A 23,918-nucleotide genomic window follows, 5' to 3' on the forward strand; every position below is an offset into this window, starting at 1 on the left:
AGGATCGCCCGCGTGGATATCTTCGCCGACCCAATTGAGCTGACTAAGAAGCTTATCGACGTCCCGTCCCCCTCCCACCACGAACAAGCCCTCGCCGACGCCCTCGAGGCCCCGCTGCGGGACTTGCCGGGCGTGGAGGTTGTGCGACGCGGCAACACGCTCGTGGCGCGCACCCATCGTGGGCTGCCGCAGCGCGTGGTGTTGGCGGGGCACATTGATACGGTGCCGATCGCGGACAACGTCCCGCACCACATGGAGGGTGATGTGCTGTGGGGGTGCGGCGCGGTGGACATGAAGTCCGGCATGGCGTGCTACATCCACGCCTTTGCCGCGCTGTGTGATGCGGAGGATCTGGCTTTTGACCTCACCTTGATCTGCTACGAGGCAGAGGAAGTAGCTGCGCAGTACAACGGGCTGGCGCTGCTGGAACGCGACTGCCCGGAGCTTCTGGCGGGGGACCTGGCGCTGCTTGGCGAGCCGTCAGGCGCGGTGATTGAGGCCGGCTGCCAGGGCAGCATCCGTGTTTTTGTCACAGCGCGGGGCACGCGGGCGCACTCCGCGCGGGCCTGGCTGGGGCACAATGCGGCGCACGATCTTGCGGGGGTGCTCGGGCGTATCGCCGCCTATCAGCCACGGACCGTCACCATCGCGGGGTGCGAATACCGCGAAGGCCTTAACGTCGTCGGCCTATCAGGTGGCGTGGCCACGAACACGATCCCGGATGAAGCCCAGCTGACCGTGAACTTCCGCTTCGCCCCCGACCGCAGCCTGGAAGAAGCCAAGGCGCACCTGGAGGAGTTGCTGGCCCTCGAGGAGGGCTTGGAGCTGACCTATGACGACGCCGTCGGTGGCGCTCTGCCCGGCCTGGATGATCCGGTTGCGCAGGGTCTTCTCGCTGCGGTGGGTGGCACTTATCGTGCCAAGTTCGGATGGACGGATGTAGCCCGCTTCTCTAATCTGGGTGTTCCGGCTGTGAACTTCGGCCCAGGCGATCCCGGGTTTGCACACAAGATCGACGAGCAATGCCCCGTCGCACAGATCCGGGATGTGGCTAACGCCCTCACGTCCTATTTGAAAGGTGATTGATCCACGTGGCTCCACACAAAACTCCCCGTCCGTCTTCTGGTCCTGGGCGTGATCGCACGCTCCGCGGCCCAATTCTGAAGCGGAACAGGAATGGGTTTGACCCGTCGACCTATGACCAGCGCCTGTTGGAAATGGGGCGCGCGGACCACGATTGGAAGCACGCCGACCCGTGGCGCGTCATGCGTATTACCTCTGAGTTCGTCTCCGGCTTTGATGCGCTGCATGAACTTGAGTGGGCGGTCACCGTCTTCGGCTCTGCGCGCTTGGGGGAGGGCACCCCGGAATATGAGCAGGCCCGTCAGCTCGGTGCTGCGCTGGTGGAGGCGGGCTACGCCGTGATCACCGGTGGCGGACCGGGGCTGATGGAGGGCCCGAACCGCGGCGCGCATGATGCGGGCGGTATGTCCGTTGGCCTGGGCATCGAGCTGCCGTTTGAGCAGGGCCTCAACGAATGGGTCGATCTGGGCCTGAACTTCCGCTACTTCTTCGCGCGCAAAACGATGTTCCTCAAGTACTCCCAGGCCTTCGTGGCGCTGCCGGGTGGCTTCGGCACGATGGATGAGGTCTTTGAGATCCTCTGCATGGTCCAGACCGGCAAGGTCACAAACTTCCCCATCGTCCTGCTCGGCACCGAATTCTGGGGTGGCCTGGTGGATTGGATCCGTGAGCAGCTGCTCGGCCGTGGCCTCATCTCGGACGGGGATGATCAGCTCTTCCTGGTCACCGATTCGGTGGAGGAGGCGGTGGATTACATCGTGAAGGCCCACTCCACGATGACGGATCCCCGGAATATCCAGTGACCCAGACCCCGTTGCCGCGGGTGATGGCCATTGTGAACCGCACCCCGGATTCCTTCTACGACCAAGGCGCGACCTTCCAATTCGAGGATGCTCTCCGCCGCTGCGCCGAGGTGGTGGAGGCAGGTGCCGCGATTATCGACGTCGGTGGTGTCAAGGCCGGTCCAGGCCAAGAGGTTGACGTCGCGGAGGAGACTGAGCGGGTCGTTCCTCTCATCGCTGCGATTCGGCAGCAGTACCCGGATGTAGATATCTCCGTGGACACGTGGCGCGCTTCCGTCGCCGATGCGGCGGTGGATGCGGGAGCCACCATCATCAACGACACGTGGGCGGGCTTCGATCCGGAGCTCGTCGAGGTCGCCGGCGCGCGCAAGGTCGGCTACGTGTGCTCGCACACAGGCGGAGCCACGCCGCGTACGCGTCCGCACAGAGTGCTTTACGACGACGTGGTGGCCCACATCATCCACACCACCACCGCCTTGGCCGAACGCGCTGCTGCTTGCGGTGCGCCGGAGGAGAAAGTCTTCATCGACCCGACCCATGACTTTGGTAAGAACACCTTCCACGGTCTGGAGATTCTGCGCCGCATTGAAGAGATCACCGCGACCGGATGGCCGGTGCTCATGGCGCTGTCCAATAAGGACTTCATCGGGGAGACCCTGGACCGCCCAGTGGGCGAGCGGGTTGCCGGCACGCTCGCCGCAACGGCCTGGTGCGCCGCACGAGGGGTGGCGGCATTCCGGGTGCACGAAGTCGCTGAAACCGTCGACGTCATCCGCATGACCGCCGCCATCCAAGGCGCCACCGCACCCTTAAACACCGTGCGAGGACTCGCATGAGGGTCTCCGTTGTCATCCCGGCGCTGAATGAGGAAGCCACCGTCGCCGGTGTTGTGAAAGCAGCTCTGGCCTCCTGCGCCAGCGAGGTGATCGTGGTGGATTCGGACTCCACGGATAACACCGCCGCCGTCGCCCGCGAGGCCGGTGCGACGGTGCTTAATTGGCGTGACATCGCCCCTGACATCCCTGTCCGTCCCGGCAAGGGCGAAGCGCTCTGGCGCGGGGTGCGTGCCGCCACGGGTGATGTGGTGGTGTTCCTCGATGCCGACGTGACCACGGTGGAGCCGGGGTGGGTGGATGGGTTGGCGGGGGAGTTCGCGAATAAGCACGTTCAGCTGGTGAAGGCGACCTATCGCCGCACGCTCGACGGCGAGGAACATGGCGGCGGGCGCGTGACGGAGCTGACTGCGAAACCACTGCTCAAGCTACTGTTTCCCGATGTTCCCGCGATCGAACAACCCCTCGCCGGTGAATACGCCATCCGGCGCGAGGCTGCTTTGCGCCTGCCGTTCGTGGCGGGGTACGGCGTGGAGGTGGGCCTGCTCATTGATGTGGCCACCACCTACGGGCCAGATGCCATCACCCAGGTCAACCTCGGTGTGAAAACGCACCGTAACCGGCCGCTGGCAGAGCTGGTGGGGATGTCCGAGATCGTCGCCCGCACCATCCTTCACCGCGCCGGGGTTGCTGACACCGCAGTGGAGGAACGCGCTCCCTGGGTGGGATAAACTCGCCTCATGCTGTCGTGGATACTGCTCATCCTTGTTATCGCCGCTGTGTTCGTCTTTGGTATTTGGTTGTCGGCCAGTCTGTTCGGGCGCGGCGAGGTCCTGCCGCCGATGGATGAACCCGCCGACGTGATCGCGGCGAACCGTGCCGCCGTGGCCGAAGGGCGCTTCGAGGACATCACATTAGAGGTGGTCGCGCGCGGTTACCGCCAAGATCAGGTGGATGCGCTCGTCGAAGACTTCAGGCAGTTTGGCGCCGGTGCGAGTACAATCGGGCTAGTTGAATTTGTTGAAGAATAAGGAGTGACACCGCATGGCAGCAATGAAGCCGCGCACTGGAAACGGCCCGATGGAAGTGGTCGAGGAAAGCCGCAAGATTGTGATGCGTATCCCGTCCGACGGTGGTGGCCGTCTCGTGGTTGAGCTCAACAACGAGGAAGCAACGGAGCTGGGCAACCTGCTGTTGTCCGTGGCAGGGGAGTAATAGGAACTTTATGCTCCAGCACGTCATTGACGTTCTCGCCGACCCAATTGATGGGTCGGCGCTTTGCGGTGCGGACGAGTTTTCGCGCCTGGTGTCCACCACGGGTCATTCTTATGATGTGGCCAAGCAGGGCTACGTCACGTTGGCCTCCGGCGCGGGCTTGAACCATGAGGGCGATAGCCCCGAAATGGTTGCTTCGCGCGAAGCGTTCCTGTCGCGCGGTCATTTCGCGCCGTTCGTGGAAACGGTTACGGAGCGCGTGCTTGATGCGCTCTCGCACGGATCGCTTGTCGACGATGTGCAGCCCACCATCCTCGAAGTCGGCGCCGGCACCGGCTACTACCTGTCGCACACCCTTGATGCAGTGGAGAATTCCCGCGGCGTGGGTGTGGATATTGCCGTTCCGGCTGCGAAGCACTTGGCAAAGTCCCACTCGCGCGTAGGCGCTGTGGTGGCGGATGTGTGGACGGGCTTGCCGTTGCAGGATGCGTCCGTGGACGTGATCACGGTGATCTTCGCGCCCCGTAACCCGGCGGAGTTTGCTCGTGTGCTCCGCGATGAGGGTGAGGTCATTGTTCTTACCCCGCAGCAGGGGCACCTGGATGAGCTGCGTGAACCCCTCGGCATTCTGGGGGTGGAAGACGGCAAGGTTGACCGCCTCCTTGAACAATCCCGCGGCCACCTGGAGCAGGTGGGGGAGGGCGAACTTATTGAGTTCCCCATGCGCCTTGACCGTGAGGCGATTGCGGCGCAGGTGGGCATGAGCCCATCCGCCCGCCATATTGAGCCTGAGGTTCTGGCTCAGCGCGTTGCTGCTCTGCCGGAGACCATGGAGGTCACCGCGCGAGCACAGCTGACGCGACTCCGCAAAATCTAGGTAGGGCGTAAAACGCCCTACCTAGGCGCTGACTCCGCGGCGCTGCTGTTCGTTGATCTCCGCATCACCATCAACGGTGGTGCGGATATCTGCTACGCCGTTTTCTGGCCAGAAGCGGCTGGAGAGGGTGACGGCGCCGCCGCCGGCAAAGATTTCGATGGCGGAGCCGTCGATAAGCACAGAAATGTGATCCTCGTCCTCGTCGTCGAGTTCGGCGACGGCGGGCTGGCCATCGAGGCGGTCCAGCGTGATCTTGTCACCGGAGTGGACGATGGTGGCGCACGTTTTGCCTTGGGAATCCACGATGTCGAGGGTGATGCTGGATCCAACGGGGATCTCACACAGTCCGGTCCACAGCATGGCGCGCTCGGACGCACCGACCGCGGATGGCAGGCCTGGTGCCGGGGTTTGGTAGAGCTTGCCACCGGCGAGGGTGACTACGCGGGGCAGGGACAGCGCGTTGGCCCAACCTTCTGTAGCCCACGTGGGCTGCGTGGTCGGGTCCCCACCCCGCCCGCTGGAGGCAAGGAGGCCGAAGATGCGGGCCTCGGCGTAACGCTCATCATCCGTCTGGGTGCCCGGCACGACGTTGGTGCTGCGCGGGCGAGTGAAATCGTGGCCGTAATCGAGACGGCTAAATGGGGTGGTCACGCGGAATTCAGCGCCGTCGAGGGTGCCCACGAGGTAGCCGGAGACCTCGCCGTCTTCGCGCTCCTGGGTGAGGAAGAGCACGTCGTAGATGACGCCGTCCACCTCATCGCGCAGGCGGATGATGCGAGGTGCGACGGTACGTGCGTCCTCCGGGATGCCGCTATCCCCGTCGAAGCTCAAGGGACCGATGAGGGTCCAGGTCTCCTGATCAGTGGACTCTAGAACCACAGGCACCGGATTATCTTCCTGGCCGGTGGAGGCCAGCATGAGCCAGCCGGCCTGGCCTTGGTCGCGGTCCTCGTTTTCCTCCCAGTCCGGCACAACGCAGGGGGAGCGGAAGCGGAGGAAGCGGCCGGTGTCTTTGACTACCGGACCGAGGCGACGCACGCCCGGGTCGACGTCATCGGATTCATCGAGGTGCTCGCAGAGCGCGTCAATGTCGTCGACGTGCGCAACCTGGATGGTGGTGCCAGCGGAGGTCTCCGAGGTGAAGTACAGCGAGGTACCGGTCTTGCTGGCTACGACGGAGCCGGCGAGTACGCGCGTTTCGCCGCCGACGGGGACAACAACGTCGTCGCATTCGTAGAAGTCAAAGGGCGTGCCTTCAGAGAATTGGTGCGCCCAGCGGGTGGGTGCGCCTGGCTCCGTTTCGTACTGGTAGAACAGGTGCCAGTCGTCTCCGTTGCGGAGCATGCCGGCGGCGGCGTCGAGGATGCCGCGCTCAGCGGTGACGTGCAGTTCTGGTCTCAAAGTGCTCACTGTCGTGGTTCCTTTGCGTGCTGTTGTGGGGCGCCGCTACATGAGCGAGGCGTAGACGTCTACGGTTTGCTGGGCGATCTTGTCCCAGGTGAATTCTTGTTTCACGCGGGCTAGGCCTGCGGCGGCGAACTTCTTGGTCAGTTCGGCGTCAGCTGCCAGTGCGTTAACGGCGGAAGCGATGTCCTTTTCAAAGGTGGTCGTGTCCGCTTCGTCGTAGTTGACGAGGGTACCCGTTTCGCCGTCAACGACAACCTCGGGAATTCCACCCACGTCAGACGCGACAACGGCGGTTTCACACGCCATGGCTTCCAGGTTCACAATGCCGAGCGGCTCGTACACCGAGGGGCACACGAAGATGTCGGCGGCGGAGTAAATCTCACGGATTTCCTCCTTCGGCAGCATGTCCGTCACCCAGTGCACACCGTCGCGTGTTTCGCGCAGCTGATTCACCAGACCTTCCGTCTCCGCCGCAATCTCCGGCGTATCGGGCGCACCGGCGCACAGAATGATCTGGATGTCCTTGTCAAAGTCCTGCGCCGCCTTAACCAGGTGGGGCACGCCCTTCTGGCGGGTGATGCGGCCGACAAAGGCGACGACTGGGCGGGAGGTATCCACCCCAAGACGTTCGATGATGCCGGTGGATTCTGGTGCCTCGGGGGCGACGTGGAACCATTCGGCGGTGTCGATGCCGTTGAGGATGACATGGACCCGAGATTCGTCGATACGCGGGTAGGCGCGCAAGATGGCGTCCTTCATACCAGAGGACACACCGATGACCGCATCGGCGTTCTCCATGGCGTTCTTCTCAGACCAGGAGGAGACGTCATAGCCGCCGCCGAGCTGCTCGCGCTTCCACGGGCGATCCGGCTCAAGGGAGTGTGCCGTAACCACGTGGGGGATGCCGTGCAGCAGGCCAGCGAGGTGGCCGCCCAGGCCGGAGTACCAGGTGTGGGAGTGGACCACGTCGACGTTGGTGGCGGCGTGGGCCATCCGCAGGCCCGCCGACAAGGTCTTGAGCGCGCTATTTGCTTCCGCGAGCTCAGGGTCAACGCCGTGGACGTAGACGCCTTCCATATCGCGCGGCTCACCCATGCAGTGGACATCCACCTCAACGCCATCCAGCTGGCGCATGAAGCGCGTCAGCTCCGTGACGTGAACGCCAGCACCACCGTAAATTTCCGGCGGGTATTCGCGGGTCATCATTCCGACTCTCATGACTTCCGACACTAGCCACGTTTGCGCATCGCTGCATGGGGTGGTCGCGCGTGGGTAATTTCGGGTGTGAAGCGCTGCAAGAATGTGGCAACTTCCCTAGTCTTGGGGGTGTGATACGCCAGCCGAATGTTCTCGCCATCGTCCTCGCCGGTGGAGAGGGGAAGCGACTGTTTCCGCTCACTCTCGACCGTGCTAAGCCCGCTGTCCCGTTTGGCGGTAACTACCGCCTGATTGATTTCGTTCTGTCGAACCTGGTGAACGCGGGCTACAACCGTATTGCGGTGCTCACGCAGTACAAGTCCCACTCGCTGGACCGCCACGTGGCTACGGCGTGGAATTTCTCCGGTCCGACGCACCAGTACATTGCGTCGGTGCCGGCGCAGCAGCGCCTGGGTAAGCGCTGGTACCAGGGTTCCGCGGATGCGCTGTTGCAGTCGCTGAACCTGATCTTCGATGAGTCCCCGGATTACGTCCTCGTCTTCGGTGCGGACCACGTTTACCGCATGGATCCGTCGCAGATGGTGGAGGACCACATCGCCTCCGGTAAGGCTTGCACCGTCGCGGGTATTCGCGTTCCGCGCAGTGAGGCATCCCAGTTCGGTTGCATCCAGTCTGATGAAAACGGTGCGATCACGGAGTTTTTGGAGAAGCCGGCTGACCCGCCAGGCACGCCGGATGATCCGGAGATGACGTATGCGTCGATGGGCAATTACTGCTTTTCGACGGAGGCGTTGATCCAAGCCCTCCGCGACGACAACGAGAGCGAGGACTCGGACCACGACATGGGCGGGGACATCATCCCGTACTTCGTCGAACGCGGTGAGGCGAATGTGTACGACTTCTCCTCGAACGAGGTCCCAGGTGCCACGGAGCGTGACAAGGCGTACTGGCGTGACGTAGGTACCATTGACAGCTTCTACGACGCACACATGGATCTCATCTCCATCCACCCAGTGTTCAACCTCTACAACAAGGCGTGGCCGATTCACTCCACGGAGGATGAGAACCTGCCGCCGGCGAAGTTCGTCTCCGGAGGTATCGCGCAGGAGTCCATCATCGCGCCGGGCTCGATCATTTCGGGGTCCACGGTGCGTAACTCGGTGCTGTCTACCGATGTCTACGTGGAGGACGGCGCCGTGGTGGAGTCGTCTGTTCTCATGCCAGGTGTGCGCGTGGGCAGGGGAGCGATCGTGCGCCACGCGATCTTGGACAAGAACGTCTACGTCTCCGATGGTGCTGCGGTGGGCACGCACCGGGCGGATGATGAACGCCGTGGGTTCATTATCTCCGCCGACGGTGTTGTGGTTGTGGGGAAGGGCGAACTCGTCGAGTAGCCCTTACTGGACGCGGGTCACCAGCGTGACGCCGGCGTCCAGCGGCAGGCGGGTGACCAATGCGCCCTCAAGGGTGTCCACCAGCGCGTCGGCTTCGCGGGCGGCGGTGGTGATGCGGTCGGTGCGGGATCCGTCGACAAGCGTGCCGTCCAGCAACGAGCCAAGCAGAACGAGCGTGCCACCTGGCGTGAGCAGTGGCCACGCGGCTTCGATGGCTGCGGGAAGGTCAACGGCCTCCACATCCGCGACGACGAGGTGGTAGGACTCCGTAGCCAAACGCCCCAGCACGTCGAGCGGACGCGAAGGCAAAAAGCGCGTGCGCGAAGGGCCGAAGCCAGCGTCACGGAAGGTGGCCTTCGCGCGTGCCTGGTGGTCTGCCTCCGGGTCGATGCAGGTGAGGTTGGACTTCTCCGGCAGGCCAGCGAGGATGTGCAGGCCTACGACACCGGCGGCCGGAGTCATGGCTACCGCGCCGCCCTCACCCGAAGCTGCCAACGTGCCCAGCAGACTGCCGAGCGCCACGCTGGGGGCGGACAAGCCGTACTCATCAGCATCCGCGCGTGCGGCATCGAGCGCTGCTTGCAGCTCAGGCTGGCCGCTGCGGCCAGCGGCGGTGGAAATGTACTCGTTCAGGGAAGAAAATGCAGAGTCGCTCACACCGGCCATCCTACGAAATGCAGGCGCTGCGAACGGGTGGGGCGCGCCGTGAGATCTCTTCACAGGTATTTCCTAGGGGCCGCGCACACCAGTCTGGGGAGGATAGGGAACAATAGTGCACATGGATACGCCTGCTGAGCCTTTGGAGCCCATGGAGCCACTGACCGGAACCGCCGCTTTTGATGCGGGCGAAGGCGCCATGCCCACGTGGGCGGAGCTCGTCGAAGAGCACGCGGATAGCGTCTACCGCTTGGCTTTCCGTCTGTCCGGTAATCAGCAGGACGCAGAGGACCTGACGCAAGAAACGTTCATGCGCGTGTTCCGGAACCTGAAGTCCTACAAGCCCGGCACGTTTGAGGGCTGGCTGCACCGCATCACCACGAACCTCTTCCTGGATATGGCCCGCCACCGCGCGAAGATCCGTATGGAGGCGCTGCCCGAAGATTATGAGCGTGTGCCGGGCACCGAGATGACCCCGGAGCAGGTCTACAGCGTGGCAAACCTGGACCCGGCTCTGCAGGAAGCGCTGGATGAGCTGAGCCCGGACTTCCGCGTCCCGGTGGTGCTCTGTGATGTGGTGGGCATGAGCTACGAGGAGATCGGCAAGACCCTCGGTGTGAAGATGGGCACGGTGCGCTCCCGCATCCACCGCGGCCGTAGCCAGCTGCGTGACTCGCTGGAGGCGAAAGCCCAGACGAACGAAGGTGCCCGCGAGCTCATCCGTGCGTGGTAGGAGAATGCCATGCCGAAGTTCGATTCGACAGACCACTTAAGTTTTGAGGCCGTGGCGGCGCTCATCGATGGGGAGTTGTCGCGCACCGCCGTTCACCGCGCGCGCCTGCATCTTGCGGTGTGCCAGGTGTGCAGGGATGAAGCAGCACGTCAGCGGGCAGCAGCGACAGCAGTGCGGGAACACAACGCCGATGGATGTCTGCGCGCGCCGCGTTCCTTGGTGGAAAAACTCGCTCACATGGAGGGGACGGATATCCCTGCCACTGCAGATCCGAAGCAGGGGCCGCTGAGTGCTACGTGGTCTAAATTGCGCGGGGGGCTAAAGTAGAGGCGTGTTTAACATTGGCTGGGGCGAGGTCTTCGTCGTTATTCTCGTGGGCCTCATTGTCGTTGGCCCGGAGCGCCTGCCCGGTGTCATCCAGGACGTGCGCGCCGCGGTTTTTGCTGCGCGCAAAGCCATTGCCAATGCAAAGCAGGAGCTCAACGGGGAGTTTGATGGGCTTGATGAGTTCCGCAAGCCAATGAGCACCGTCACCGAATACGCGGCGATGGGCCCGAAGAAGGCCATTGCCAAGGTGCTTTTCGACGAAGACGAGAGCTACCTCGACGCCCTCAATCCCGCCACCATGATGGATGGGGACCCGGTGCCGGCTGCCGGGGAGCAGAAGCCGACTCGGCCGCGGCGCAAGCAGCCGGGTGTCAGCCAGCCTGAACCGCCAGCGACGAGCGGTGGCGGTTTCTCCTGGGCTGACGTGACGTAGTTGTAGCGGCTAGTTGTTCGTCACACCGAGTGACAGGTTCTTGCCAGCGAGGGATTCGCGGCGGACCTTGAGCTTGTTGGCAATCTCGTTGACCGCCTTGGCTGCGGGGGAGTCGGGTGCGGAGATAGCGATCGGGGTGCCGTCATCACCATGCGCACGCAGCTGCGGGTCAAGCGGAACAGAGCCGAGCAGCGGCACCTCTTCACCCGTGATGTGGGTGAGGCGCTCCGCCACCTGCTCGCCGCCGCCGGAACCGAAAATGTCCATGGTGGTGCCATCGGGCATGACCATGGCGGACATGTTCTCAATCACCCCGGCTACGCGCTGACCCGTCTGCTGGGAGATCGAACCGGCGCGTTCTGCCACCTCAGCGGCAGCGGCCTGCGGGGTGGTCACAATGAGGAGCTCCGCATTCGGCACCAGCTGCGCCACGGTAATAGCCACGTCGCCGGTTCCCGGAGGCAGGTCCATGAACAGAACGTCGAGCTCAGACCAGTACACGTCCGCGAGGAACTGCTGGATCGCACGAGTGAGCATCGGGCCACGCCACACCACCGGGGCATTGCCTTCGACGAATTGTCCGATGGAGATGTGGCGGACGTTGTGGGCGATGGGGGGCATCAACATCTCGTCGACAAGCGTTGGGCCTTGCCCCACAGAACCCATGAGTCCGGGGATAGAGTGGCCGTAAATATCCGCGTCCAGAATCCCCACGGTGAGGCCCTGCGCGGCGAGCGAGGTGGCCAGGTTCACCGTCATCGAGGACTTGCCCACGCCGCCCTTGCCGGACGCAACTGCGAACACGCGCGTGGTGGAGCCCGGCTGAGCGAACGGAATGACGGGCTCAGACTTATCGCCCTTGAGACGCTGCGCGAGGTTGCGGCGCTGTTCGTCGCTCATCGTGTGCATGGTCACGCTGACCTCGCCTACGCCGTCGAGCTCTTCGACGACGGCACGGACATTGCCCTCGATGGTGTCACGCATTGGGCAGCCAGCGATGGTGAGATAAATGCCCACGGCAACGTCGTTGCCATCGATGCGCACGGACTCAACCATGTCCAGTTCGGTGATCGGTTTGCCGATCTCGGGGTCATCCACCCGTGCCAACGCATTACGGACGGCTGCTTCAGAAATTCCTGGGGTACCGCTTGTGTTACTCATCATCGGCCAGTATATGACCCTCACCCGCGGGAACACTACACTCGACCACATACGTGAAATGTGAAGCGAGGATTTTAACGACATGACTCAGCCTTTCAACGCGCGCATGACCCCTCAACGGCCCTCCGGGTGGCCCGTGGGCAGCTTCCAGTCCTACGCGGAAGCGCAAGCTGCCGTGGACTATCTCTCGGACCAGGAATTCCCGGTGGAGGAGCTCACCATCGTGGGTGTGGACCTCATGCAGGTGGAAAAGGTTACTGGTCGCCTCACGTGGGGGCGTGTGCTCGGTGGTGGTGCGCTGTCCGGACTGTGGTTCGGTTTGTTCGTTGGCCTTCTCTTCGCGCTGTTTAGTCCGGAGCCGATGATGTCTATGCTCACCGCACTAGTGATAGGCATCATTTTCGGCGTGATCTTCGCTGCTGTGGGCTATGCGATGACGCAGGGCAAGCGTGATTTCTCTTCTGCTACCACCATCGTGGCGGGGCGCTACGACGTCCTATGTGAGGCCAGCCAGGCACCGCGTGCCCGCGACTTGATCTCCCAGAATCTCCCACAGGCAGGACAGTAAATGCGCAAGACCCTCGCGACCATTGCCGCCCTCAGCCTGCTGCCCTTAAGCGCCTGCACATCGTCCGATGCGGATGCAAAGCCCACCGTGAAGATCGCCGTGGACCCGTCCGATGATGAACAGATGGTGTTGGCTGAAATCTACCGCCAGATCGCACAGTTCGACGGCCGCCAGGTGGGCATCATCCCCATGAGCCTCCCGGATGACAGTGCGAAGCTCAGCGTGCTGCAAAGCGGTGAGGCTAACTTCGCGGTGCTCTGTGCCGGCTCCCTAGTCACCCAAGAAAACCCGGGGGAGGCTGCTGAACTGAACCGTGTTGCTGCCGACGCCGCTGGTGCAGGGGAGTCCCACAACGCCGAGGACATCCCACTGGCTACCTACGACGCTGCCGTAGCCACCTTGCCGGCCAACCTGAGCACCATTGACCCCTCCCCAGCCGAGTCATGCGAATCCCAAGAACACGGCGACCTGCCAAACAACGTCATCCCAGTGTTTGACGCCAGCCTCTTTGACCGTGGTGTTCGCCGCGCAATGAACAAAGCGACCCGCGCCATGACCACCGAGGACCTCAAAGATATCGTTGAGGAAGCCGCGAAGGATCCGGACCCATCCCGTGCCGTGAATGAGTGGATCCAGGAAAAGACCGGCATGGGTATTGCCCTTGAGCGCGCCGTTGAAGACGATGAATCTGGTGGCGCCTAGCTTTTCGTCATCGTTTCGAAGGAGAAATAATTGTCCGTATTTGCAGTAATCATGGCCGTTACGTGGTTTGTGTGTGGCGGGATTTTGGTATGGGTAGGAGTTAAGGCAAGTCAAGGGACTTTGCCGAAGAACAACTGGGTGGGCATTCGGACTCTGTCTCTCCTCGCTAGTGAAGAAGCGTGGACTACCGGTCACAAGGCTGCCGCGGGTGTGCTCACTGCCAGTGGAATCCCATTGATCATCGGTGGCATCGCGTGTCTCTTCCTGGATGACTCCATGATCGGCTGGGTGAGTATCCCCGTTGTTGTGGTTTTAGTGGTCCTGGTGATGCTCGCTGCGAAGAAGGCAGAAGCTGCCGTGCAGTAGGGGGGTGTGGGCTCCGCGTGGGTCCGCCGAGCTCCGCTGAGCCTCAGAGCGCTCGCCCCAGCGTGCATCTGTGTAAAATCTTACATTGCGTTGGAAACTATCTAAGGATAGAAATTCTCTACCAGGCATTTCATTCGAGCCGATTTTTCGCGTTGTAATTCTTTACACAGACCCCGCGAAGAAACGCGATGAAGGGCAACCCTCACCCCCCTTGGCTGGTACTTAACCCGGGATTTCCTACTAAGGCAAGCAAAAAAAGGGGAGCTGCGTTATGCAGCTCCCCTTCGCCTTAGCGGACTAGTCGGCGAATGCCTCGTCGAGCAGTGCCTTCTCCTCCTGCTGGTGGACCTTGGTCACACCGGTTGCAGTGGTGGACTGTGCACGGCGCGAGATGCGGCGCATCGGCGGCATGTTGTCCACGAAGTTGGCCAGGTGCTCGTTGTAGAACGGCCACGGACCCTGGTTGGCCGGCTCGTCCTGCACGAAGCGGATCTCCTTGGCGTTCGGGTAGTTCGCAAACGCGTCGGACAGGCGGTTGAACGGGATCGGGTGCAGCATCTCCACACGGATGATGGCAATGTCCTCGCGCTCGTCCTGGGCGCGGCGCTTCTCCAGCTCGTAGTAGATCTTGCCGGAGCAGAGCATGATCGTGGTCACCTTGTTCGCGTCGCCGATGACCTTGTTGGTGGCGTCCACCAAGCGCGGGTCGTCGATGACGGAGCGGAAGGACTTCTGCTGGGTGAACTCGTCCACCTGGGAGACAGCAGCCTTGTTACGCAGCATGGACTTCGGGGTGAAGACGACAAGCGGACGCTTCATGTCACCGAGTGCCTGGCGGCGCAGCAGGTGGAAATAGTTAGCCGGAATGGTCGGCTGAGCGATGGTCATGGAACCTTCGGCCACCAGCTGCAGGAAACGCTCGATGCGTGCAGAGGAGTGGTCCGGGCCCTGGCCCTCGTAGCCGTGGGGGAGCAGCATGACCAGCTTGGACAGCTGACCCCACTTGGTCTCACCGGAGGAGACGTACTCATCGATGATGGTCTGTGCACCGTTGGCGAAGTCACCGAACTGTGCCTCCCATGCAACGAGTGCGTCCGGATTGCCCACGGTGTAGCCGTACTCGAAGCCCAAGCCACCGAACTCGGTCAGAGCGGAGTTGTAGATCTGGAAACGGCCGCCGTTGCCAGCCTCGATGGCTGCAGCGTCAAGCGGGTTGTACTGCTCACCGGTATTCGGGTCGAACAGGACACCGTGGCGCTGGGTGAAGGTACCGCGCTTGGAGTCCTCACCAGCCAGGCGGACAAGCTTGCCCTGCTTAGCCAGGGAGCCGAAGGCGAGCAGTTCTGCCCATGCCCAGTCGATGTTGCCGGACTCGAAGGAACCACCACGGTTCTTCAGCACGGACTTCAGGCGCTTGTTCGGCGTGAAGTCATCCGGCAGGTTCGCATACGTGTCAGCCAGTGCCTTGAACGTTGCGTCGTCGATGGAGGTATCCAGGCCGCGGGTGAGGGACTGGGACTCGGTGATACCGGTCTGCTCGCCCGGCTGTCCGCCACCTTCCTTGACGTCGTTGAAAACGGAATCCAGCTGGTCGTGGAAGTCCTGTGCAGCGATCTCTGCCTCTTCCTGCGTGATATCGCCACGACCGATGAGGTCCTTGGTGTAGCGGGTACGCACGGACGGGTGGGACTCGATGCGCTCGTACATGAGCGGCTGGGTCACCGACGGATCGTCTGCCTCGTTGTGGCCGCGCAGGCGGTAGCAGATGAGGTCAATGAAGACGTCCTTGCCAAACTCGCGGCGGTACTCGGTAGCCAGCTGGCCAACCCAGGCTGCTGCCTCCGGGTCGTCGCCGTTGACGTGGAAGACCGGGCAGTCAAAGCCCTTAGCCAGGTCGGTGGCGTAGTAGGTGGAGCGGCCCTGGTCCGGGGTGGTGGTGAAGCCAACCTGGTTGTTCACAATGATGTGCACGGTACCGCCCACGTCGTAGCCCGTGAGCTTGGACATGTTCAGGGTCTCCTGAACAACGCCAAGGCCAGCGAAGGATGCGTCACCGTGGAGCATGAGCGGGACAACGGTGTGGTCGTCAGCGCTCTTACCCTGGTTGATCAGGTCCTGCTTAGCGCGGGCGATGCCCACGAGAACCGGGTCAACAGCCTCTAGGTGGGACGGGTTAGCGGCCAGTGTGAGCTTGATGTCACCGTCGCCGAACATCTGCAGGTGCTCGCCCTGGAAGCCCAAGTGGTACTTCACATCACCGGAGCCACCCTGCTGGGCCGGCTGCAGGTTGCCTTCGAACTCGCTGAAGATGGTCTTGACCGGCTTGCCAACGATGTTGAACAGCACGTTCAGGCGACCACGGTGCGGCATACCAATGACAACTTCATCCAGCCCCTGGCCGGCGGCGGTGTCAATGATGGAGTCCATCAGCGGAATCAGGGTCTCCGCACCCTCGAGGGAGAAGCGCTTCTGGCCCAGGTACTTGGTCTGCAGGAAGTTCTCAAAGGCCTCTGCGGCGTTGAGCTTCTGCAGGATGTACTTCTGCTCAGCGTTGGTCGGCTTTGGCATGCCCACCTCAAGGCGGTCACGCAGCCAGTCACGCTCATCGCGGTCGAGGACGTGGGTGTACTCGGCGCCGATGTGCAGGGTGTAAGCAGCGCGCAGGCGGGTGAGCACTTCGCGCAGGGTCATGGTCTCCTTGCCGCCGAAGCCACCGACGTTGAACGTGCGGTCCAGGTCCCACAGGGTCAGGCCGTGGGTCTCCAGCAGGAGGTCGCGGGCGTCCGGCTTCGGCAGGCCCGGCTGGTGCCAGTTCAACGGGTTGGTGTCAGCCATGAGGTGGCCGCGGGAGCGATATGCCTCAATGAGGTTCATCACGCGGGTGGACTTGTCCACGCCGGAGTTCGGGATGTCCTGTGCCCAACGCATCGGTGCGTAGGGGATGCGCATGGCGTTGAAGATCTCGTCCCAGAACTTATCGTCGATAAGCAGGCGCGAAATATCGCGCAGGAACTCACCGGACTCTGCGCCCTGGATGACGCGGTGGTCGTAGGTGGAGGTCAGCGTGGTCAGCTTGCCCACACCGAGCTCAGCCAGGCGGTCCTCGGAAGCACCAGCGAACTCAGCCGGGTAGTCCATGGCGCCGACACCAACGATGGTGCCCTGACCCTTGGTCAGACGCGGGATGGAGTGACGGGTACCAATGCCGCCCGGGTTGGTCAGCTGGATGGTGACACCCTGGAAGTCGTCGATCTTCAGCTTGTTCTGACGGGCGCGGGCAACGATGTCCTCGTATGCCTTGACAAACTGGTCGAAGGAGAGGGTCTCGCACTCCTTGATGGCTGCGACGACGAGGGCGCGGGAGCCATCCTTCTGCGGAAGGTCAATAGCCAGACCCAGGTTGATGTGTTCAGGCGTGACCACGAAGGGCTTGCCGTCCACAACCTTGTAGTTCACGTTCATGCCCGGGTGGAGCAGAGCGGACTTCACAATGGCCCAGCCGATGATGTGGGTGAAGGAAATCTTGCCGCCGCGGGTGCGCTTCAGGTGGTCGTTGATCTGCGCACGATTCTCAAACATGAGCTTGACCGGCATATCGCGCACGGTCGTTGCCGTCGGGACAGTCAGGGACTCGTCCATGTTCTTAGCAATCGCCTTGAACATGCCCTTCAGCTGCTGTTCGCCAGCCTCCGGCAGGGTGCCGATGTTGTCCAGCGGGGACGGCTTCGGAGCCGGCGGCTGCTTCTTGGCAGAGGGTGTGCTGATTTCAGTTACTGCCTTGTCCACCTTGGTGGCACGACCATCCTGGCTCGGTGCACCCGTGGACTGGGCGACCTGTGCGCTGGTGCGTGCGCGGTGAACGCTGGTGTCGGAGCTGTTCGCGGCGCCAGAAGCGAGCGGGCTAGACCCACCGGTGACGCCCTTCTTCTCAAACAAGTCCCGCCATTCCGCGTCTACGGAATTGGGGTCGTTCTTGTACTGCTGGAACATCTCATCAACCAGCCAGTCGTTTTGGCCGAATGTGCTCTCGCTGCTCACGGCAGTTACTCGCCTCGCTTCTGTGCTCTACTACTGCGTTTGTTGGTTTTTCTGCGTCCACGTTACCGGGTATGAAACGGTGCGTGAACCATTGCTAACAGCCCACAATACTGCATACTTTCCGCGTTTTCGGACAGGCTGCTTGTGGGCACTGCTAACCAATGATACGTCCTTATCCCACAAGATCCCACAAGGAGTATTCGCTCGCCCCACCTTGTCCTCATGCGTTGGTGGATGTGGGGAACAGAAGCGCTCTCAGCTGTGGTTTTAAAGCTGTGTTCTGTGGGGTCCTACTGAGAAATCTCGTCTGAGTCATCGCGGTTCTTCTCAAACACGTCCATCACCGCCTGGAAGCGGGACTTCCAGGTCTTCTTGTCGCTAGCAGCTTCGGCGAGTTTTTCTTCCTCATTGCTCTTCGGCGGCAGGGGAGTTGCGAACTCGGCTGGGGCTGGCCCCAGGTTCCGGGCCGTGTTGTCCACAACCTTCTTGGCCAGTGCGCGGTTGGCGGTCACGCCGGCCACAACACCGATGCCCAGCGGCATGATTTTGCCGATCCACATGCGGCGCAGCCTGCGGTTGATGCTCTTCATCACCGTGCGCGTCATCATGTTGTTCGCTTGGGTGAGAGTCGGTCCGGTGAATCGCGCCAGGGACTTCGTCGTGGGCAGTGCGTTCGCATCAGGGCCGACAAGCGTATCGACGATTGCCGCGCCCTGCGCCCCCGACAACGCCAACAGAACGATGGCGCGACGGCGCTCTGCATCAGTGATGTCTTCGCCACGCAGGTACGCCGACCCCACGGTGTACACGGCCGCCATGTCCACGAAGAGGAGGGACTCCGCCGCGATGGCTGCGGAGCCGGTGACAAAACCCACACCCGGGACAGCTGCCGCACCGCCAGTGCCAGCACCGGAGCCAGCAGCCGCATTCATGAAGTGCTTGCGCATGATCTCTTGGATCTCCGCGGGTGTGGCATCTGGGTTAGAACGGCGCAGCCAGTTGACGTAGCCCTTGATAAACCCGGATTGCAGGTGCACGGCTTGGTCCAATCCCTTGATGAAGGTGCGGCCGATGCGGGAGGCATTCTCCTCACTGATAGCAGTGGCAGCGGTGTTCGCTTCCACCACCGCGGTGTCCTTCTGCTTCTTCTTCCTGCCAAAAACCACTCTGGGGTATCTCCTTAAAGTTTCGCGGGCAATCACACCATCTTAGGACGGAATAGATTTCCGCGGTTAGAGTTGCGTTATGGCCAGCGATCAAGTTGTCATGACCACCGCGGGAAAGATCCGCGGCATCGTCGATCCGGCAACTGGTATGCGCACCTGGCGCGGGGTGCCGTACGGGGAGCACACGGGTGGGCAATTCCGCTTCTCCGCACCGCAGCCGCGCCAGCCATGGGCGGGGACTTTTGATGCCACCGAATTTGCGGAACCTGCCATGCAAGGTACCTACGGTTGGAATGACAAGGTCATGGGCACGGAGGATTGCCTCACGCTGGATATCGTTCGCCCGGACACGGATGAGGAACTACCGGTGGTGGTGTATATCCATGGCGGGACGTTCCTCACTGGGTTTTCCAATGAGAAGATCTTCCAAGGCCACCATTTCGCGAGTGCCACGAACATCGTGTACGTCTCCATCAATTTCCGCCTGGGCGTTCTGGGATATCTGGATATGCGCTCGCTCGGCGAGGACTGCGTGGCCAATCCCGCGACCTATGATCAGATCCTCGCGCTGCAGTGGGTGCGCGATAACATCGCCGCGTTCGGTGGTAACCCGGATCGCGTGACCATCATGGGGGAGTCCGCTGGGGCCAACGCTGTTACCGCACTCATGTCCTCGCCCCAGGCACGGGGTTTGTTCCACGGGGCAATCGCGCAGTCTGCGCCCGTCGCTGCGGTGCACTCGCGCCTTCAAGCCGCCATGTGGGTGCGCGCGCTGCTCGACGGAATGGGCATGTCGCGCTTATCGACGATCTCTGATCTCCGCGCCGTCCCCGCCGAAGACCTCGTCCGGGTGGGCAACGCACTGTTGATCCGTTCCGGTGAAATCCAGTACCTGAACCTCGCGTTCATGCCCACCGTGGATGAGTCGGTCCTACCGCAGCACCCGATTGATACCTTTGCGGCGCATGAGGAAGCCCCGGTGCCACTCATCATTGGCTCTAATTCAGGGGAAGCCAGCTTCACCAAAGCGATGTTCATGTTCAGCCGCACGCGCCAACGCGCCGCCCGCAGGATCCTGGAAGTCTTCGACCCAGAGAACGCGGATGCAATCCTGGCTGCCTACAACAACGCCACTGATCGCAGTGATTTCGCGGAGCTTGTGGCGGATGCGGTGTTCTGGGCGCCGTCGGTAAGCATTGCCTCTGATCACCGTCACGTGGCGCCGGTGTGGATGTACCACTTTGACTTCGCCGCGGCGCCGCTTCAGAAGCTCGGCGTGGGCGCTGTCCACACAGCGGACCTGGAGACGGTGTTCGGCGCCCGCTTCACCACGCCCGCTGGCATTCTGCAAACGCTCACGCCACGGGCGGACTTCGACACCGTCAGTGAGATGATGCAGCGCCACTGGGGCTCCTTCTTCCACACCGGTCGCCCCGGCGACATCTGGCCGGAATACGGCTTCAGCTCTGACACCGCGCCGGGTCGTGCCACCGCGGTTCTCCGGACGGAATCCACGGTCGTGTGGGACCCGAAGCCGGAGAAACGCCGCGCGTGGGAAGGCTTCAATCTGACGCAGTGGGGAACCGGTCGCCGCGATATTGCGGAGAGCCTGGTGGATTTCTTGGGCATTGATCCAGATGATCCGCAGTGGAATCCTGCTGCACTTTAGCCTGCTGATGGCTAGGCTTGGTTCCGCTACCACAGGCAGCACCCCAGGGCGTCGAAGCGGCGCTGCGGGCCACCAGAAGGGAACCCCACGTCATGAGCTTTTTTGAGGATATTGCCGCCGGTCTTGACCGGGAGGGAATTGAGTCGCGCGTGCACGACGACACAATGTTCGTGCCCATCACGTCTGATGTTGAGATCCACTTTGAGGAAATCGACCCGCACTTGCCCGCCGCGAACGTGTATATCGCCGCTGCGGATGTGGATGCGGATGATGATGAGTTTGAAGCAGTGCTCGTCTCCGTCGTCTTCTCCGTCGAGGATGCCGTGGCCACCGTTGCCCAGCACATGGCCACGGACCAGGTGATCACCGTCCTGCGTGACTTGCTGGAAGGCACCGATGAGCGCATCGGGGATGTGGAGTTCTACCAAGACCCACTCGATCCGCACTTGGTGCGCGCTGAGGTGGGGGAGAACGCCGAACTACAAGTTCAGGTGGAAGAAGTCGATGGCTCGCCGTGCGCGACCGTGACGTTTGTTGCCCTACCGGATTCCTACGACGACCTTCTGGATGACGCCATTGGGGAACTGTGGGATTCGGACGGGGATGCAGAACTCACCGAGGAAGACCGCGAGCACCTCTTTGCCACCCTCCACGCTGAGGCAGCAGCTGACGCGGAGACCCTTGACCTGGGTGTCTTCTACGACTTTGATCGCCTGTTTGATGTGCTCTCACTCGCCGCCGACCACGCCGAGGACTGGGAAGCACAGCTTCTCCCATTCGACGAGGACGACTTCGACGAGCCGGACGTGTACGACATCTTCGGTGCCGACCATGGTGATGAGGACGACCTCGAGGATGACGTCGAAGATGAAGAGGACGACGAAGACTAACTACGCCGCGGCGATCCCCTCAAACATGGAGGCGGGGGAGTAGACGGGCGTAAAGGTGCCGTCCACAAGCCAGACGAAGGTGGCGCCGGTCGGGGAGTAAACCTCGTGCACTGCGCCGGCCATGTCGGCGGGGACGAGTGCGCGTACCCAGGCCTCTGCAACATCGCGGTCAACGGTGTAGCCGGTGACGTCAGTGAAGCGGACCTCAATGAGATAAGCGGGAACATGCGATTCGCCGAAGCCTTTGATGCGGGCTTGTGCGCGGGGGCCAACGCGACGGCGCGTAATGGCAACCTTCAGTGAAGGACCATTGCCCACGCGGGGCAATTCCCGCGTTGGTGGACGCCATGTTGGGTTAGGCCGGGCCAGGGAGCGCGGGTGGTGAATCACTGCATCAAAGCGCTCAAGGGCATCGGCGTGGGTAGTGCGGATCTGGTGTGCAATCTCTCGTGTGTTCGTCATGCCCCAGAACCTATCCGGCACCTGCGACACCGCCTCGAACGCTATAGAACAAACGTTCGAACGAGCCTAAAGGGCCTGATCAACGATGGCGTTAAGGCTGTGCTGGCTCTGCCGGGGCGGTCGTGTTGGTGGAGCTGGTGGCACTAGTGGAACTAGTGGAACTAGTGGAAGGAGTATCCGCTGATTCCTCGTCTTTGTCAGCAGGGGTGGTGAGGGCGGAGATGACCAGCAGGCCGAAGGTGATCAGGGCAATGATCCACCACCGGCGCGGGGTGCGGGCGGGTGGGTCCAGTTTGCCCATGCCGCGAAGGATGATGGCATCTTCCTCCGTGAGGAATTGCGCGGTCGCTTCGCGGGTTTTTACCGCTTCGGCGTAGGCCTCAAAGGCTTTCTTATCCTTCGCGCTGCAGATAAACCACCAGGTTGCGGGGACAATGAAGGCCAGGCCGAAGAAAGCCATGTTGAGGAAGTCAAACACGTTCTTGCTGTTGATCCCCATGTCAATGCCAGCGCAGATGCAGATAGCACCCCAGACCACCGCCAGAGTGGCAAGAATCCGGCTGAGGATGTTCGGGCGGTACTCGTGGTCGGCCGGACGTGATTGCTCGGCATACGGCGAGGTGGTGCTCATACTGGGAAGACGACCTTTCGGAAGGAGGATTCACCGTGTGTTTGTGAACCACACTAGTGTGTGATGGGACATGACCATCCCTGAACCTGCTGCTGATATCCCCAAAGAGTCCGGCCCCTATGAGCCGGCTTCTGTCTCTTTGGCACACGCGCCGAAGATCCCTAAGGAGATTTGGGTCCTCGTCGCCGCAGCGTTTCTTATTGCGCTTGGCTACGGCATTATCGCGCCGGTGATCCCGCAGTTTGCCAGTAGCTTCGGCGTCACCATGGCCGCGGCGGCCGCGGTGGTGTCGGTGTTCTCCGCAGCACGGTTGTTGGGGGCGCCGGGGGCGGGGAGGCTCGTCGATAAGCTTGGTTCGCGCAAGGTGTACATCACGGGCCTGGTCATCGTGGCGGTGAGTACCGGACTGGTGGCTGTGGCGCAGGCGTATTGGCACATGCTGGCGCTACGGTTCATTGCTGGGCTGGGGTCCACGATGTTCACTATTTCCGCGCAGGCACTGATTGTGAAGGTGGCGCCGCCGCAGATCCGAGGGCGGGCGAGCTCCACGTACGCGACGGCATTTCTGCTAGGCAATATCATTGGCCCCATCATTGGTGCTGCCCTGTCCTTCATGGGCATGCGCTGGCCTTTTGTTATTTACGGCACGGCCGTGGCACTCGCCGCGGTGGTGGTGTGGGTGGCGCTGCCGAATTCAGATACGGATGTGTCGATGCTGAAGCGCCCACCAATGCGCCTGCACGAGGCGTTTAAGAACCCGAGCTATCAGTCCCTGTTGGCCTCCATGTTTGCCAATGGCTGGGTGAACATGGGGGTCCGCGTGGCTATTCTGCCGCTCTTCGCGGCATCGGTGTTCACGCATGGTGCCGCTGCATCAGGCTTCGCACTGGCGGCTTTCGCTTTTGGCAACGCAGTGACCCTGCAGTTCTCCGGCCGGTTGGCGGACAGCATTGGCCGTAAACCGCTCATTCTCACCGGTCTGGCGGTCACGGCTCTATCTACGGGCACACTCGGCTTTGCCACCGCCGTGTGGTCCCTCATCGCCCTGTCCGTCATCGCCGGCGTGGGCGGCGGCCTCATCGTGCCCAGCCAGCAGGCCACCCTGGCAGACATCATTGGCAATGACCGCTCCGGCGGTAAGGCGCTGTCCGTGTTCCAGATGTGTGGCGACGCCGGCCAGGTCCTTGGCCCCATCATCATCGGTGCGATCGCCCAATCCCACGGTTTCCCCGCCGCGTTCATGGTGTGCGGTGTCATCGCCGCTGGTGCGTTTATCGTATGGGCAACCCTTGGCAATGAAACTCACCCCGACAAAGCATCCCGATAGAACAAACGGAAAGACATC

At 62.2% G+C, this 23,918-nt stretch carries 25 protein-coding genes; 17 read left to right on the plus strand and 8 right to left on the minus strand.

The annotated features are described in order from the left end of the window. Positions 1–12 precede the first annotated feature (12 nt). The 7 genes from dapE to L8U60_RS06945 are packed head-to-tail and all read left to right on the plus strand — an operon-like array spanning position 13 to position 4,811. The gene (gene dapE, locus L8U60_RS06915) at positions 13–1,086 is read left to right on the plus strand and encodes a succinyl-diaminopimelate desuccinylase (protein ID WP_420840169.1); all 1,074 of its coding nucleotides are present in this window, start codon (positions 13–15) and stop codon (positions 1,084–1,086) included. Positions 1,087–1,091: 5 nt separating this feature from the next. Then, complete coding sequence (locus L8U60_RS06920; RefSeq protein ID WP_269965634.1) at positions 1,092–1,886, plus strand: LOG family protein; 795 nt, start codon at positions 1,092–1,094, stop codon at positions 1,884–1,886. A gap of 23 nt (positions 1,887–1,909) precedes the next feature. Further along, positions 1,910–2,722, plus strand: coding sequence for a dihydropteroate synthase (gene folP / locus L8U60_RS06925; protein WP_269965662.1), 813 nt, complete (start codon positions 1,910–1,912; stop codon positions 2,720–2,722). Beyond that, positions 2,719–3,450 (plus strand): glucosyl-3-phosphoglycerate synthase, encoded by a 732-nt coding sequence (locus L8U60_RS06930; protein WP_269965635.1) that lies wholly within the window; start codon positions 2,719–2,721, stop codon positions 3,448–3,450. The genes folP and L8U60_RS06930 overlap by 4 nt, the downstream gene beginning before the upstream one ends. 9 nt (positions 3,451–3,459) lie before the next feature. Further along, positions 3,460–3,750, plus strand: a complete 291-nt coding sequence (locus L8U60_RS06935; RefSeq protein WP_269965636.1) for a cell division protein DivIVA — start codon at positions 3,460–3,462, stop codon at positions 3,748–3,750. Between the two features lie 13 nt (positions 3,751–3,763). After that, positions 3,764–3,934, plus strand: coding sequence for a DUF3117 domain-containing protein (locus L8U60_RS06940; protein WP_084576442.1), 171 nt, complete (start codon positions 3,764–3,766; stop codon positions 3,932–3,934). A 10-nt stretch (positions 3,935–3,944) separates the two neighbouring features. Next, positions 3,945–4,811 (plus strand): methyltransferase domain-containing protein, encoded by an 867-nt coding sequence (locus tag L8U60_RS06945; protein WP_269965637.1) that lies wholly within the window; start codon positions 3,945–3,947, stop codon positions 4,809–4,811. Between the two features lie 21 nt (positions 4,812–4,832). Here the strand turns inward: L8U60_RS06945 and L8U60_RS06950 are convergent, their stop codons facing one another. After that, positions 4,833–6,221, minus strand: a complete 1,389-nt coding sequence (locus L8U60_RS06950; RefSeq protein WP_269965638.1) for a GH32 C-terminal domain-containing protein — start codon at positions 6,219–6,221, stop codon at positions 4,833–4,835. 36 nt (positions 6,222–6,257) lie between these two features. Further along, positions 6,258–7,436, minus strand: a complete 1,179-nt coding sequence (glgA, locus tag L8U60_RS06955) for a glycogen synthase (protein ID WP_269965639.1) — start codon at positions 7,434–7,436, stop codon at positions 6,258–6,260. 110 nt (positions 7,437–7,546) lie between these two features. On the opposite strand from glgA, the gene glgC reads away from it, so the two are divergent. Next, positions 7,547–8,770 (plus strand): glucose-1-phosphate adenylyltransferase, encoded by a 1,224-nt coding sequence (gene glgC / locus L8U60_RS06960; protein WP_269965640.1) that lies wholly within the window; start codon positions 7,547–7,549, stop codon positions 8,768–8,770. Positions 8,771–8,773: 3 nt separating this feature from the next. Here glgC and L8U60_RS06965 read toward each other — a convergent pair whose 3' ends face one another. Continuing rightward, entirely contained in the window at positions 8,774–9,427 is a 654-nt protein-coding gene (locus tag L8U60_RS06965) for an O-methyltransferase (protein WP_269965641.1), read from the minus strand. A 121-nt stretch (positions 9,428–9,548) separates the two neighbouring features. Here L8U60_RS06965 and sigE point away from each other — a divergent pair, with 121 nt between their 5' ends. Genes sigE through tatB form a run of 3 tightly spaced genes read left to right on the plus strand, consistent with a single transcriptional unit; the run spans position 9,549 to position 10,920 of the window. Continuing rightward, complete coding sequence (sigE, locus tag L8U60_RS06970; RefSeq protein WP_269965642.1) at positions 9,549–10,160, plus strand: RNA polymerase sigma factor SigE; 612 nt, start codon at positions 9,549–9,551, stop codon at positions 10,158–10,160. Positions 10,161–10,169: 9 nt separating this feature from the next. Beyond that, a complete protein-coding gene (locus L8U60_RS06975) occupies positions 10,170–10,487 on the plus strand; it encodes a hypothetical protein (protein WP_269965643.1) in 318 nt (105 codons plus the stop codon). Between the two features lie 4 nt (positions 10,488–10,491). Next, positions 10,492–10,920 carry a Sec-independent protein translocase protein TatB gene (gene tatB, locus L8U60_RS06980; protein ID WP_269965644.1) on the plus strand — a complete coding sequence of 143 codons (429 nt, stop codon included), beginning with the start codon at positions 10,492–10,494 and terminating at the stop codon, positions 10,918–10,920. A 9-nt stretch (positions 10,921–10,929) separates the two neighbouring features. Here the strand turns inward: tatB and L8U60_RS06985 are convergent, their stop codons facing one another. After that, positions 10,930–12,081: an Mrp/NBP35 family ATP-binding protein gene (locus tag L8U60_RS06985; RefSeq protein ID WP_269965645.1), complete on the minus strand. Its 1,152-nt coding sequence runs from the start codon at positions 12,079–12,081 to the stop codon at positions 10,930–10,932. Positions 12,082–12,163: 82 nt separating this feature from the next. Between L8U60_RS06985 and L8U60_RS06990 the strand changes: the two genes are divergently transcribed. From L8U60_RS06990 to L8U60_RS07000, 3 genes are read left to right on the plus strand one after another with little or no spacing between them, the layout of a single operon-like run. Further along, positions 12,164–12,649 (plus strand): YflT domain-containing protein, encoded by a 486-nt coding sequence (locus L8U60_RS06990; protein WP_269965646.1) that lies wholly within the window; start codon positions 12,164–12,166, stop codon positions 12,647–12,649. Next, positions 12,650–13,351 (plus strand): type 2 periplasmic-binding domain-containing protein, encoded by a 702-nt coding sequence (locus L8U60_RS06995; protein ID WP_269965647.1) that lies wholly within the window; start codon positions 12,650–12,652, stop codon positions 13,349–13,351. A 51-nt stretch (positions 13,352–13,402) separates the two neighbouring features. Next, entirely contained in the window at positions 13,403–13,717 is a 315-nt protein-coding gene (locus L8U60_RS07000) for an SdpI family protein (RefSeq protein WP_269965663.1), read from the plus strand. Between the two features lie 297 nt (positions 13,718–14,014). Here the strand turns inward: L8U60_RS07000 and L8U60_RS07005 are convergent, their stop codons facing one another. Both L8U60_RS07005 and L8U60_RS07010 read right to left on the minus strand, forming a co-directional pair. Beyond that, a complete protein-coding gene (locus tag L8U60_RS07005) occupies positions 14,015–17,755 on the minus strand; it encodes a multifunctional oxoglutarate decarboxylase/oxoglutarate dehydrogenase thiamine pyrophosphate-binding subunit/dihydrolipoyllysine-residue succinyltransferase subunit (protein WP_269965648.1) in 3,741 nt (1,246 codons plus the stop codon). 290 nt (positions 17,756–18,045) lie between these two features. Continuing rightward, complete coding sequence (locus tag L8U60_RS07010; protein ID WP_269965649.1) at positions 18,046–18,921, minus strand: hypothetical protein; 876 nt, start codon at positions 18,919–18,921, stop codon at positions 18,046–18,048. Positions 18,922–19,000: 79 nt separating this feature from the next. On the opposite strand from L8U60_RS07010, the gene L8U60_RS07015 reads away from it, so the two are divergent. Next, positions 19,001–20,590 (plus strand): carboxylesterase/lipase family protein, encoded by a 1,590-nt coding sequence (locus L8U60_RS07015; protein ID WP_269965650.1) that lies wholly within the window; start codon positions 19,001–19,003, stop codon positions 20,588–20,590. 92 nt (positions 20,591–20,682) lie between these two features. Then, positions 20,683–21,480, plus strand: a complete 798-nt coding sequence (locus L8U60_RS07020) for a hypothetical protein (protein WP_269965651.1) — start codon at positions 20,683–20,685, stop codon at positions 21,478–21,480. Here L8U60_RS07020 and L8U60_RS07025 read toward each other — a convergent pair whose 3' ends face one another. Continuing rightward, entirely contained in the window at positions 21,481–21,942 is a 462-nt protein-coding gene (locus tag L8U60_RS07025; RefSeq protein ID WP_269965652.1) for a hypothetical protein, read from the minus strand. Positions 21,943–22,033: 91 nt separating this feature from the next. Beyond that, a complete protein-coding gene (locus L8U60_RS07030; protein ID WP_269965653.1) occupies positions 22,034–22,573 on the minus strand; it encodes a hypothetical protein in 540 nt (179 codons plus the stop codon). A 70-nt stretch (positions 22,574–22,643) separates the two neighbouring features. On the opposite strand from L8U60_RS07030, the gene L8U60_RS07035 reads away from it, so the two are divergent. After that, positions 22,644–23,900: an MFS transporter gene (locus L8U60_RS07035; RefSeq protein ID WP_269965654.1), complete on the plus strand. Its 1,257-nt coding sequence runs from the start codon at positions 22,644–22,646 to the stop codon at positions 23,898–23,900. The last annotated feature ends 18 nt before the right edge of the window (positions 23,901–23,918 follow it).

It is taken from the genome of Corynebacterium meitnerae (assembly GCF_027570075.1).
Lineage (GTDB): Bacteria > Actinomycetota > Actinomycetes > Mycobacteriales > Mycobacteriaceae > Corynebacterium > Corynebacterium meitnerae.